Origin of the sequence: Leptospira biflexa serovar Patoc strain 'Patoc 1 (Paris)', from assembly GCF_000017685.1 — a bacterium.
Classification (GTDB): Bacteria; Spirochaetota; Leptospiria; order Leptospirales; family Leptospiraceae; genus Leptospira_A; species Leptospira_A biflexa.
On sequence record NC_010602.1, the window covers coordinates 700551 to 713470 of the forward strand.

General features: G+C 39.4%; 10 protein-coding genes. 5 read left to right on the forward strand and 5 right to left on the reverse strand.

Annotation, left to right across the window (positions count from 1 at the left end; genetic code table 11):
• Positions 1-142: 142 nt before the first annotated feature.
• The 3 genes from LEPBI_RS03410 to LEPBI_RS03420 are packed head-to-tail and all read right to left on the reverse strand — an operon-like array spanning position 143 to position 6048.
• Entirely contained in the window at positions 143-2410 is a 2268-nt protein-coding gene (locus LEPBI_RS03410) for an arginine/lysine/ornithine decarboxylase (RefSeq protein WP_012387712.1), read from the reverse strand.
• 48 nt (positions 2411-2458) lie between these two features.
• Positions 2459-4777 (reverse strand): hypothetical protein, encoded by a 2319-nt coding sequence (locus LEPBI_RS03415; RefSeq protein WP_012387713.1) that lies wholly within the window; start codon positions 4775-4777, stop codon positions 2459-2461.
• Entirely contained in the window at positions 4774-6048 is a 1275-nt protein-coding gene (locus LEPBI_RS03420) for a valine--pyruvate transaminase (RefSeq protein ID WP_012387714.1), read from the reverse strand. The genes LEPBI_RS03415 and LEPBI_RS03420 overlap by 4 nt, the downstream gene beginning before the upstream one ends.
• Before the next feature lie 133 nt (positions 6049-6181).
• Between LEPBI_RS03420 and LEPBI_RS03425 the strand changes: the two genes are divergently transcribed.
• Positions 6182-7276: a DegT/DnrJ/EryC1/StrS family aminotransferase gene (locus LEPBI_RS03425; RefSeq protein WP_012387715.1), complete on the forward strand. Its 1095-nt coding sequence runs from the start codon at positions 6182-6184 to the stop codon at positions 7274-7276.
• Between the two features lie 99 nt (positions 7277-7375).
• A complete protein-coding gene (locus tag LEPBI_RS03430; RefSeq protein ID WP_012387716.1) occupies positions 7376-8434 on the forward strand; it encodes a hypothetical protein in 1059 nt (352 codons plus the stop codon).
• Between the two features lie 11 nt (positions 8435-8445).
• Here the strand turns inward: LEPBI_RS03430 and LEPBI_RS03435 are convergent, their stop codons facing one another.
• Complete coding sequence (locus LEPBI_RS03435; RefSeq protein WP_012476146.1) at positions 8446-9234, reverse strand: NADase-type glycan-binding domain-containing protein; 789 nt, start codon at positions 9232-9234, stop codon at positions 8446-8448.
• 51 nt (positions 9235-9285) lie between these two features.
• Between LEPBI_RS03435 and cutA the strand changes: the two genes are divergently transcribed.
• The gene (gene cutA / locus LEPBI_RS03440; protein WP_012387718.1) at positions 9286-9609 is read left to right on the forward strand and encodes a divalent-cation tolerance protein CutA; all 324 of its coding nucleotides are present in this window, start codon (positions 9286-9288) and stop codon (positions 9607-9609) included.
• On the opposite strand, the gene LEPBI_RS03445 is transcribed toward cutA, so the two are convergent.
• Positions 9579-10316: a glutathione S-transferase N-terminal domain-containing protein gene (locus LEPBI_RS03445; protein ID WP_012387719.1), complete on the reverse strand. Its 738-nt coding sequence runs from the start codon at positions 10314-10316 to the stop codon at positions 9579-9581. The genes cutA and LEPBI_RS03445 overlap by 31 nt on opposite strands.
• Before the next feature lie 181 nt (positions 10317-10497).
• Here LEPBI_RS03445 and LEPBI_RS03450 point away from each other — a divergent pair, with 181 nt between their 5' ends.
• Both LEPBI_RS03450 and LEPBI_RS03455 read left to right on the forward strand, forming a co-directional pair.
• Positions 10498-11622, forward strand: a complete 1125-nt coding sequence (locus LEPBI_RS03450; protein WP_338033424.1) for a M23 family metallopeptidase — start codon at positions 10498-10500, stop codon at positions 11620-11622.
• Positions 11619-12827, forward strand: a complete 1209-nt coding sequence (locus LEPBI_RS03455) for a M23 family metallopeptidase (protein WP_012387721.1) — start codon at positions 11619-11621, stop codon at positions 12825-12827. Before LEPBI_RS03450 ends, LEPBI_RS03455 begins: the two co-directional genes overlap by 4 nt.
• Positions 12828-12920: the final 93 nt, after the last annotated feature.

The following is a 12920-nucleotide window of genomic DNA, read 5'->3' on the forward strand; positions in this document are numbered from 1 at the left end:
TGGATTTGAGGGATCGAATGAATAGGATCATTGTAGACAATCAATGCAGGTAATCAGTTTCCATTGAACTTCTAGAACCAGAGGGGTTTTTTTGTCGCCACCGTCTGGTTCTAGGGACCATTCCGATCTTAGATTCTTTTTTTTAAGATTCCATCACACAATCTACAAAGTAAGATAAGTGTCCTGTCTCCGATTTTTCTTCCACGAGGCCATGGATGTCTGTTTCAAACCCAGGGAACTTTGTATTAAACTCACGAGCAAATTGTAAATACCGAATGATGGTCGTATTGAACTTTTCGCCAGGGATGAGGAGAGGGATTCCGGGTGGGTAGGGAGTGAGAAGGACAGACGTAATCCTTCCTTCCAATTCATCAATCGGAACTCGTTCAATGTCACGGTGTGCCATTTTTGCGAATGCCTCTGAAGGCTTCATCGCAGGGATCATGGGACTCAAATACATTTCCGTTGTTAGGTGGGAAATGTTATTTGCCCGATACACTTCATGCATGGATTGGCAAAGATCTCGTAATCCAATCCGATCGTATTTCGGATAGGCTACCGTAAACTTTGGCATCACCCTCCAGAGAGGTTGGTTCGAATCATAATCATCTTTGAATTGTTGTAATTCAGTGACCATTGTATTCCAACGACCCTTTGTGATCCCGATCGTAAACATGATAAAGAAACTATAGAGTCCAGTTTTTTCGACGATGATTCCATGTTCTGCTAAGTATTTGGTGAGGATCAGCGCAGGGATTCCCCAATCCGCAAATTCCCCCTCCACACTCATACCAGGAGTGATGACAGTTGCCTTGATCGGATCTAACATATTAAATCCTTCTGCAATGTCACCAAATCCGTGCCAACGATCGTTTGCTTTTAGGATCCATTCATCCCTTTCGCCCGCACCTTCATCGGCAAGGGCTTCTGGACCCCAAACACTGAACCACCAATCTTCTTCTAATTCCAAACCTACTTTGCGCATGGCTCGCCGGAAATCCAATGCTTCCTCGATGGACTCTTCCACAAGAGCATTCCCACCAGGAGATTCCATCATGGCTGCCGCCACATCACAAGAAGCGATGATGGCATATTGTGGACTTGTGCTTGTGTGCATTAAAAAGGCTTCGTTGAATAAATTTCGATCTAAGGTCTCTTTTTCACTGTTTTGGACAAGGATCTGACTTGCTTGTGATAAACCTGCTAAGAGTTTGTGTGTGGACTGCGTGGCAAAGATCATACTTTCTTTTGGACGTGGTCTGTCAGATCCAATCGCATGCATCCCAGTATAAAAACGATGAAACGATGCGTGTGGTAACCATGCTTCATCAAAATGAAGTGTTGAGATTTTACCATCTAACTCTGATTTAATGTCTTCGACATTGTATAAAATTCCATCATATGTACTTTGTGTGATGGTAAGAATTCTAGGATTCCCTTTGACTTCTTTGGCAAACGGGTGTTCTGCGATTTTCTTTTTAATGTTTTCCCAAGTGAATTCTGATTTTGGGATAGGTCCAATGATTCCAAAATGGTTTCGTGTTGGCATAAGGAAAACTGGGATGGCACCAGTCATTGTGATGGCATGTAAGATACTTTTGTGACAGTTGCGGTCAACGATCACAACGTCTCCAGGAGCCACGGTGCTATGCCATACAATTTTATTGGAAGTAGATGTTCCATTTGTCACAAAATACAAACTATCACATTGGAAGATACGTGCTGCGTTTCTTTCACTGGCAGAAATGGGGCCTGTATGGTCTAGGAGTTGTCCGAGTTCATCAACCGCATTACACACGTCAGCTCGTAACATGTTCTCACCAAAAAACTGGTGGAACATTTGTCCCACAGGGCTTTTTAAAAAGGCAACGCCACCAGAGTGCCCAGGGCAGTGCCAACTATAACTTCCATCATGTGCATATTGGGTGAGAGCTCGGAAGAAAGGAGGAGGAAGGCTATCTAAGTATGATTTTACTTCTCGGTGGATGGCGCGTGCCATAAACTCTGGTGTGTCTTCAAACATATGAATGAAGCCATGGAGTTCTTTGAGGATACTATTCGGAATATGGCGACTAGTCCTTGTCTCCCCATACAAAAACAGTGGTATGTCGGCGTTTCTGTGACGCACTTGGGTGACAAAGTCTTTGAGTTGGCGAAGGGCATCGGGCACTTCCCCTTCTGTTTCGGGAGTGAACTCTTCATCGTCAATGGAGAGAATGAATCCGCAAGCCCGACTCTGTTGTTGTACAAAACTAGTAAGATCTCCGTAACTGGTGACACCCAGAACTTCGATTCCTTCGCCTTCCAAGGCCTTTGCAATTGCTCGAATGCCAAGACCACTGGCATTTTCGGAACGAAAATCTTCATCAATGATGATGATAGGAAATTGTACGATACCGTTTTGATACATCAACTCCATAGGAAGAGTGACCCACAGAGAATCAAATGATTTTAGTTTCTAAACTCGTTTTTTCGGAAGGTATTTATAATACTCCATCTCAACTGTGTTGATGAGATAGGTGTAGTATTTGACTAATTTTTTATCGAACTTCTTTTTGTTCATTTCTTCGCGGTAAAAATCAGCCAATTGGCTTCGGAAGAGTGCCGACTTCATATCATTTCGATTGATGAGAATGGTATTGGGTTGGTCTCGGACGGCCACGTCATCAGGGATCACCACAGTCGAGACGGATTGTAAAACCGCATATTCAACTGTGGATGCCACTTTGTCGTCGTCTTTTTCTTTGGCAAGGGTCATGTTGTTACGTTTGATATTGTCCAAATTTTCGTAGATGCGAGAACGTAAGGACTTTGGATCTAACACTTTGTCTGTGATTTTATTGAATCGTTTTGGGAAAACAAAATTGTCTGCCGCTTTGTAAATGTGCGAAAGTTTTTCTTCTTTTTTACTCGTTTCTTGTTCTTCTTCATAACTAGGAGTGGAACCAGAAGAATAACTTGGTTTTCCCCAATCGCCCACTCCAGAAAATTTCCCGGAATTTTTGATGTCTTCACGAATTTCTTCTGTCGTTTTTTCCCTGAAATAAATGGCGGCTAAAAACCCGAGTACCACAGAAAAAGGAACTCCAAAAAAGATTGGCATCGCCGAACGGAGATAATACGCACCAGTGATAAAAATCATTGTACTCACAACAAAGGTTAAAATCCCTGGGATGACATTAAATCGAGATCGGATTTCGTTGGACCTTTCTTTTTCCAGTTCCTCCACTTCCATGTTTTTGACATCGGCATTGAGTTTAGCGATTAACTCAGGTTTGAGTTTGCTATTGAGACCTGGGTGTTTGGGGTTAGAGAGTTTGTGATTGATGATTTTGGCATAACCCAATTGTTTTTTGTATTCGGGATTGTTTCTGCCTTCAAACGCAAGTTTGTGGATGACTGCGGCCATATACCCGTGGTCGACCACATAGTATACCGATCTACCATCAGGAGTTTTTTCTTCATGATACGAATGTTCGGATAATACATCATCTTTTAGGCGTTTGATGTATTCCGATACTTTTTCAGGATCTGTGATCCCAGCATTTGCCACTTCTTCTTCAAAGTTGATGCGAAGCAGTGTGTTATGGTTTTTTGTATGTTCTGGGATTTTACTGATGACAGCATTTTTTACCGTTCCGTAAATACTATCATCCTTTCTTGTTAATACGGAACCTTTTTCTTCAGAGAGTCGTTTTAAGATTTTGACACTGAGATCGATGGTTTCTTTGATCGAAAGAGCTCTGTTGTTTTTTTCAACAGGGAAAGGAAAGTTTTCAATGATGGATAAAAACTTTTTCACTTCCTCTTCTGGATTCATCTTAGTTTCCAAAGAAGAAAATTTTGGATTGGATGTGTATTCGTTAAACTGAGCTAGGAAAGATTCGTATTTTGCATCTTTTGCAAGTTTCGTGAGTTGTTCTTTTGTGAAATGTTCTAGTCCATTCAAATGAGCTAGGATTTGGTTCACTACTTCTGGCAATCGTTTGAAACTTCCATCTGGTAAAATATTGAGTTCATCAATGACAATATGGTAATCCGTTAGAATGGGAAGGGCTAAGTTTTGTTCTCTTGCAAACAATGTGAAGTCTTGTAAAAAGTCTGGCATTGGGATGTAAGGTAAGTTTCCAAAACCCTTTCGCACGAGAGATGAGATCTCCGCTTCGAGAGAACCTAACTTAGGATATAACCAAGTATTCCCATCTTTGTTTTTTTGTAAGAGCAAAGAACCTGGATTATCTTCGTCCCAGTTCCTTCCTTTTTTAGCCCGGTTTTCGAGTAAAACTTTGATGAGTTCTTGCGAAAAACGAAAACATGCCTGTCGATAGGGTTGTGTGTCCGTCTTATTCTCGTTTTGTGGTGCGATGAGTGCAATTTTAGATGTTATTTTGCTTCCATTGCGGATGAGGTATGGATACGCATAAGCGGCTCTGTTTTGGCCACGGTGGTCGATATCTAAAATTTGGCGAAGTGCATGGTGGATCGAGTTTTCGGATCTGCCTTGGGCACCTAGGTTTGTGTACTTCCCAAGTGCTTCGGGAAGTTTGTCCACAGTCATGAGATAGGATGCGTGTTTTTCCTTACTACCGTGTTTTTCTACACGTTTGTGCCAGTCTTTGAGTTCATCCAGGATACAACGTGCCGTCGGTGTTAGGCTACCAACAGAATCAGATAAAAAAATATAGGATTGAGCAGAAGGCCTGTCGGTAGAATTTTCATCACGGGATGAAGGGTTCTCTAAGACTGTGTCAGATAAATCGATACTATCTTCGCTCATTTGGATTTCGCCTGGTGAGAGGCCACAATTTCTGCTAGGATTTGGGCTCCCCTGGCTAATTCTTCTTCCTTACGGCAATATGTCAAACGTATGCAATCTTTGGTATGCGAAAAATCAGAGTTTAAGCCTGGAAAGAAATAATGTCCTGATACAATGAAGAGCCGTTTATCTTTACAAAGGTGATACAATTCATGATTGGTGATGGAAAGTGATGGGAACCTGACCCATAGGAAAAACCCACCCATCGGATCGTGGATTTCGTAATCCACACCCATTTTTTCAAAGGTTGTCGTGAATACGCCAAGCGCAAGATCGCGTTTTGATTCATAGAACGGACGTAAGATGTGTTTTGATAATTCGGGAAGGACCTTCTTTTGGAAGAGGATCTCCATCATGTACAGTCCCAAGTTCCCAACGGCAAGATTCCCAACAGCAGCAAAGGAAGAAAGGGTTTCAATTGTTTCTTCATCGGAAACCACGATTCCCAAACGAACACCAGGCAATCCAATTTTTGAAAAACTTAAGGAAAGGGTACGACCTTTTTCATAATGGATCGGAGCTTCGTTTCCAATCAAATTGGGAAATGGGTTTCCATACGCGAGGTCAATGAGAAAGGGAATGTTTTGTTTTCTCGTTCTTTCTTCCATCCATTCCAAATCGGAAAGGGAAAGAATATTCCCTGTTGGATTGGTTGGTCTCGAAATCGCAAGAACACCAACACCATCTAAATCAAATGCCTCTTTGTTCAATTCGTAACGGAAACGATGTTTTCCTGTCGGCACTACATTGGGTGGTGTTGCAATAAAAACATCGTTTGTGATTGTTTGGTCCGCATAACCAATGTATTCTGGAACAATTGGCAAAAGAATTTTTTGAAAACTACCATCTGCCATTGGACCGGAATGGAGGTTGAGAAGGAATGAATAGGCATTTTGGCTTCCGTTCAAAAAAGCGATGTTTTCTTTTTTTAGATTCGCACCGAGGTAGGGAGAGAGGGATTCAGCAGCCAGTTCTCGGAAGTGGTCGTTTCCAATCGGTGCTTGGTAGTCACCGAGAAGAGAGGTAAGGGATGGTTCTTTTGCCAAACTTAAAAATATATCCCGAAAAATGGCCTCTGCTTCTGGGATATGGGCGGGGTTCCCGCCACCGAGTAAGATTTCATCAGGATGGCCTGTGACTTGGCCTAAATCTTCCATCAGAGAACGAATCCCTTGGTTTTGGCGGAGTCGGTGGGCCCAGGAGGAGTAAATTTGGTCCATGGTTTCGGTCATTTTTTGCAAACTTCGTCTACTCAGAACCAATTTTCCTTGGAAATTCTAAAATTATGTTCGCATTTCGAAAAATGAAGTGACATAATTCGTAAATGGGTTACTTAAGTGACATAATAAAGAGGAGTGCTGTTGGATGAGCACCGAAACAATACAAAGACCGATTCGAAAAGAAAAAAACATCGAATTCTTCAAACCAACCCTTTCGAGAGAAGATCTGAAAGGTGTTTTAGAATGTCTCGTGGAAGAACATCTTTCCACAGGTGAAATCGTAGAACGATTTGAAAAAACGTTTTGCCATACATTTAAAATTAAATACGCGATATCCTCTAATTCATTAACATCTGCTTATCACCTCGCATTACTTGCATTAGGTGTAAAGGCTGGTGATTCTGTATTGTTATCTAGTTATGCACCTATCTCTGCTTTGGATGCCATTTTTTTAATCCAAGCAAAACCAGTGCTTATCGATTTAAAACGGAATTCTTTCCATCCATGCCCCGAAGAATTTTTACGCAAAAAAAATGAATCTGGTGCCAAGTTTGCTTTGTTTGATCATAGTTTTGGTTCCCTCATTCGATTGAATGAGTATTCAATTGAAGGATTGGAGGTGTTAGAAGATTTCACCGAAGCCATCGGTGCCACGTCTGAAAGTATCACAGTGGGAAAACAATCTAAAATTGCAATCTGTGGACTCAGTGCTGAAAACATCATCACAACTGGAAATGGTGCGATGATCATCACTTCTGAAAGTAATCTTGCAAGTAACGTAAGATCGTATAAGTCTGGAACATCCGCCAAACGTAACTTTGGTGAACCAAAATATGATTATAATTTGGTGGATTACCAAGCAGCGCTTGGGATCGAACAATTATCAAAACTTGGTGTGATTTTAGAACGTAAGAAAAAAATTGCATCGGCTTATTTACAAGCAGTGCAAAACTCACGTCTGGAAACCTATTTCCAAAATCCAAACGAAGACACCTTCCAAAGATTTCCGATCGTTGTCTCTGGACAAAATTATGAAGAAATCCAAAGGTATTTTAAATCCATTCATATTGGAACGCAAAGAACAGTAGAAGAACCTCTGCACCGTGTTTTGGAAGAAAACCATCTGGAGTATCCAAATGCGGAAAGGTTGTACCAAAGGGGTCATTGTATTCCGATTTATCCTAACTTAACAAAAGATAATGTACAGAGGATAGCAACTGCCATCCGACGTATCTATTGATTGGTGCCAAAGTTATACTATCTCGACTCATTATTTGAGTATCGCCTCCACTCTCCTCCACTAGGCCTCGATTCCTCTTTAAAAAGGAGGAACCGATGTTTGGAAAAACTTTTTTTCCCGATCACAAATGAAGATGATTATGTTTACGTGGATGAACTTCCAAACGATGAGCTCTATTCCCATTGGAAAGAGAAAGGACTCACGCCTGGAATCCCTTGGGAAATGGGAGGATTGTTAGAAAGTGTAACACTCGTGGAATGGGGGAATCGACACAATTGGGATGCGGGTGAACTGAGAATCGATCCCCTCCAAGAGGAAACTTCCAGATATCTCAATTCAAAAGTCACTCAATTGGATTTTCGAAAAAACCATTCCCCACTCAAAGCAAAACTAATTTCTTCCGAAGAACATCTGTTTGCTGAATTAGAAGAGTCAAAACTACCTGTTGTTTTAAAAAGTGAATATGGACTAGCAGGGCGAAACCATATTATTTTTAAATCGCCATCAGATTCATGGAAACTCGCTCAAATCAACAAACGTCTTTTTGGTTTTCCTCTTGTCTGCGAGGAGTGGGTAGGCGATTTTCGATTTTTTGATTTTTCAACCCTTTGGGATGTAAAAGATGGAGATTTTTTTTATCTCACATCCACGACGATGTGGATTGATCCTGAGGGTGGATTTCGAGGCATTCGGATTGGTGGTGGGGAAAACGAATATGAACCTCTCTTCCTTCCCAAAGTGTATGATTTAATCAAAGATTTAAACAACCTTGTGCCAAAAGAATATTCTGGTCCATGTGCGATTGATGGCTTTTTATATTCGGAGAATGGACATACTGTTGTGCAACCTGTATCTGAGTTTAACTTTCGTTATTCGATTGGTCGAATTTTATGGGAAGTTCGGAAAAAAAGAAAAACAAAGCCTGAAATCGTTTCTGGACTATTGGTTTTGCCTTATCCAAAACAGGGAAAACTGAAAGAATGGTCTGTCATCGAAAAATTAGAAACAGAGCTCAGTATTGAACTGATTTTGTTAACACCCGTTAGAGATCTTTCAGGGAAGGCTTACCAAAATGCTGTATTGTATTTTGAAACCACAGTAGAAAATGAAACTACTGTGGTGGAAACAATTTGGTCGGCTTGGACCGATCCTATTTGAAATAAACTTCGTTATACTTCGTCTCGGTTGAGAACAAACTCGTGTTTTCCGTTGATTTCAATAGTTGGGTCGGTCGCATTTCCCCTACGTTTGATTTCTAAGATATCTGTGTTGGTAAGAGGCAACGTTGCCTCTAAGCTAACAATGACTTTGTCACCTTTTTCGGTCCAAGTGCATAACATCTTTGCCGTTTCGTAACCCATTTCACAAGTTCCATCATTATGAAGTTGGATCCTTGCGATATTGGATTTGGTTTTCCATTTCCCAATGGCCCAAGTATTTTTGGGTGGGACAAGGGCTGAACCTGCTTGTTCTGAGTCAAACATCAGTTCGGCGATCGCAGTGTTTTCTGTATTGGTACCTTTGTAAACTTCTTGAATGGTTAAGGAAATTTCCTTTGCTCGAATTTCATTTTTAAACTCGATGACTTGTCTAGAAAGTGAATCTTTCAGTGTGACAACTTCTTCATTGCCAGTTTCCGTTGTGATCTTTAGTTTTTTAATTCGATTATTGGCAGCCCAAAGTTTTGGATCACCAAACCCATTGTAGATGGAAAGTGAACGAAAATTGATCGGAGATTTGTATTTGATTTGAAGAGTTTCACCGACTCCTTCTCCTTCCACTCCTTCCACCCAGCTGGTTTTGAGTTTTCCATCCATGGCAAAAACAGGTATGTATTTTTTTGTTTTTGGTTGGAGTTGGCTTGTGGACGTGATGGTAGGTGGATTTAATGATTCTGAAAAGAGTGGTAAACAAATGCTAATGATGAGGATTGTGAATTTGGAAAAAGAACGATTCATAGAGCAAAATCATAAGTATCTAATAGAATGGGCAAGTAGGAAATCAAAATAATGGAAATAGAAAAGAATTATGTGACAGTTTATACTACTTTTCCTTCAAAAGAAGAAGCAAAAAAGACGGCCAAGATTGTGATTTCAGAACAATTGGCCGCATGTGCAAATCTAATCGACAAAATGGAATCGATTTATGTCTGGAACAACCGTTTGGAAGAATCAAACGAAGTGGTTTGTTTTTTAAAAACGACAGCAGAAAAATCGGATTCACTCATGCAAAGGATCAAAGAATTACATTCCTATGATACTCCTTGCATCGTGGTTTGGCCAATACTCACTGGAGATAAAGATTATTTGGATTGGATTCGAAAGTCTTTGTAAAACTCCTTAATTTTTTCAAATAAAATGTCATATCCAAGATTGTTCCTCCATTGGAGGAAAGGTTCAGGCATGGTGACGGAAGTAAACCATGGATAAGCAGGGGATTCTTTTGGTTCAGAAAGCATTCCCATTAAGCTAGCAAGGGTTAAATCAACTCTTCCAAAAGAATTCCCATTAAAATATTTTTTCGATTTATAAATTTGAATGAGTTCTTTGGAACATTCATCTAAGGCAAGTTTCACAACTTCCAAGTTTTTGGGAGTGATTTTATACCTTCGTTTCAGAGACAAAGCAATCAATTCGAAATGTTCTGGAGGTGCAACCGTTTCAGAAATGTCAGCTGGCTTTAGTAAAAATAATTTCCCCACAATTTCGGGATAATCCAATATAAAATGGTATAACAGGGTTTGTAGGCTTTTCCCGATTTGGTTGTCAATTTTTTCTTCCATCTGTTTTTCTTCATCAGAGGCACGTCTTCCAAATGCTTTTTCTTCTACTAAATCTAAAATGGCACCGGATCCTTGTATGATGCCTGAATCAGTTTCCAGTACTGGAACATATAATTCAGAGACTTTAGGTTTTAAAGTTTGGATGTGTTGGCCAGGGATTAGTGGATTTAACTCGTAAGGATAATTTGCTAAATCAAGACCCCATCTGGCTTTTTCAGAAAAATGAGAAATTGGGAATGTATATAAATTTGCACTCATCTGTTCACATTCATAAAAAATAAATCTTTAGGCAACTCAGTTTTTCCTTATGAAAATGGATTGTCGAAAGAGTTCTCTTGTTTAATATGATTCCATCTTTATGAGATTTTGGTTTTTTTTGGTAACATTTATTTTTCCCTTAGGGTTGTTATATGCCAACGAACCACAATCTTACTGTTCCATGAATCGTGTTTGCGTGGATTTTGTTCCGAGTCGCAATGGAGTGGATGTTTATTTTCAAAATAAAATTGCTACGAGTGCCACTGAGACTTCCCTTTTAGTGGATGCGATTGTTAAGAACATGAAAAGTTCTAAACCACTACCCATTTTAACCATTTTGAAAGGAAACAAAAGAAAAAAACTCTTTCAATTTAAAGCCACTCAATCCTTAAAAAAGGCATCTTATAAAATCCAATATAAATGGATCCTAGGGAATTATAAAGTAACGCATAATTCACATTATATTTATGAATTACCATTTGATCCAAAACTAAAAGTAAGGGTATTCCAAGGGTATCACGGAAAAAAAACTCATACGGGAGACAATCGGTTTTCGATCGATTTTGGATTAAAGGAAGATGATTTGATCACGGCAGCAAGACCTGGAACTGTCATTGATACGGAAGAAAAAAACAATGAAGGAGGATTTGATCCGAAATTCAAGCAGTCTGCCAATTTTGTAAAAATCCTTCACGAGGATGGAACGATTGCCGAATATGCCCATTTACGTTATATGGGAGTTTTGGTCAAAAGAGGCCAACATGTAGGAACTGGAACACAGCTTGGTTATGCGGGAAGTACAGGATACAGCGAAGGGCCACACCTTCATTTTGAAGTGTACCAACCCACAAAATCACTCCGGAAAAAAACAATTCCGACCAAATTTAGAACACAATCGGCTGACTCCGAATATCTTTCTGAAGGAGCACTTGTTTGGCGGAGAGAGTCTTTTGTACCAAGCGAAAAGAAGTTAGTCGATGTAGATCAGATCCACTTGTGCGACAATATTGACATTGTTGCAGCAGTCAATTGTAACCAAACTGGCTTTTCGAAATTATCTCCTATTTACATTACACTTCCTATTTTAAGACCAGATGTTTATTCTTTTCAGTTGAATTTGCGTAAAAAAGATAGTAGTATGATATATGAATACACTTGGGAATCCAAAAAAGAAGATTGGATGTCCTCTTTTATGATCCCCATCCAAGATTTTCAAGAACCATTGGAGGGAGATTGGATCGTAAGTGTATCAGTGAATCAAAATTTCCAAAAGAAAATTGAATTTCAGATAACGAGTTTAAAGTGAAAAAGTTAATTTTAGTCTTAATTTTATATTCGATTGGTTTTCCAATATCAGCATCACCAGAGCTCGTTGGTAAGGAAGAATGTATTGTCGAAAATACATGTACGATCCTTGTTCCAATTGAAAATGGATACGAATTGTATTTGAAAAATAAAAGTCCTAATTTGGAAATCATTAAGTCAGTTGTATTTAATTTATCGGTAAAGAATTTAATTTCAAATCAAGAGTTCCCCAAATATTTCGTATTAAAAGGAGGAGAACCTGTATTTGTCACTAGGCTTACAATTGATGATCCATCTAAATCTAATTTTTTTTCATATTCCATTACTGTGAATATTGGAGATTGGGATGCCATTCACGATGATTCGATAACATATTCACTGCCTTTTCCAGATGGAATACGATCGAGAGTCGGGCAGGGATATAACGGAGGATTTACACATTCTGGTAATTTAAAATACTCAATCGATTTTTCCTTACCAATTGGGACTCCGATCCATGCTGCAAGAAAAGGGACAGTTGTTTCTTTAGTCAAAAAGTATACGGAAGGTGGGATTCGAAAGGATTTATTGTCAAAAGCAAATTACGTGATGATCCAACATGAAGATGGAACGATCGCCAATTATGCACATTTAAAGAAAGAAGGAGTTGTCGTCAGTGTTGGAGAAACAGTTACGGAAGGTCAGTTGATTGGATATTCAGGTAACACAGGTTACTCGCAAGGACCTCATTTACATTTTGAAGTTCATAAACCAACAAAAGATTCTCAAATCATAACATTACCTACTTATTTTAGAACTCAATATTCCGATCGCGAAACTTTGTCACAATCTTATTTATACTGGCAACCGAGGCAGGGGATTGATCCACCATTAACAAATTTATTAGAAGAAGACATTCTTCTTTGCAAATCTAATGGAAGAGAAGTGTTGCAACAATGTAAAGATACTCAGTTTCGTTTAGGTGATCGGTATGCGATACAATTGGAATATGCGAAACCCACAAAGAATCAGATTGAACTTTTTTTAACGATCGATGGAAACACTGTGGAACCTTTTTATTTGAAATGGTTTTCCGAAAGAGAGAATGCGATTGAAATTCGTTTTTTTGAAATTCCCAAATTTTCGAATTTTATCGGGAAATGGAAAATGGTCGTAAAGGTGAATGGAGAAGAAAAAAAAGTATTTTTTTTCCAAGTGAGTGCGTAATCGTTTGACAAGCAAATATATGTATAGTAGTATGGCTTTGGGCTTTCCAAGACCATTTGGTCGTACTGTGGGGGTGTAAACCCCCATCTTTTT

Bases quoted from the DNA above. Each gene is read 5' to 3' on its own strand.
- LEPBI_RS03410 (WP_012387712.1), bottom strand. From the start codon at position 2,410: ATGTATCAAAACGGTATCGTACAATTTCCTATCATCATCATTGATGAA.
- LEPBI_RS03415 (WP_012387713.1), bottom strand. From the start codon at position 4,777: ATGAGCGAAGATAGTATCGATTTATCTGACACAGTCTTAGAGAACCCT.
- LEPBI_RS03420 (WP_012387714.1), bottom strand. From the start codon at position 6,048: ATGACCGAAACCATGGACCAAATTTACTCCTCCTGGGCCCACCGACTC.
- LEPBI_RS03425 (WP_012387715.1), top strand. From the start codon at position 6,182: ATGAGCACCGAAACAATACAAAGACCGATTCGAAAAGAAAAAAACATC.
- LEPBI_RS03435 (WP_012476146.1), bottom strand. From the start codon at position 9,234: ATGAATCGTTCTTTTTCCAAATTCACAATCCTCATCATTAGCATTTGT.
- cutA (WP_012387718.1), top strand. From the start codon at position 9,286: ATGGAAATAGAAAAGAATTATGTGACAGTTTATACTACTTTTCCTTCA.
- LEPBI_RS03445 (WP_012387719.1), bottom strand. From the start codon at position 10,316: ATGAGTGCAAATTTATATACATTCCCAATTTCTCATTTTTCTGAAAAA.
- LEPBI_RS03450 (WP_338033424.1), top strand. From the start codon at position 10,498: ATGAATCGTGTTTGCGTGGATTTTGTTCCGAGTCGCAATGGAGTGGAT.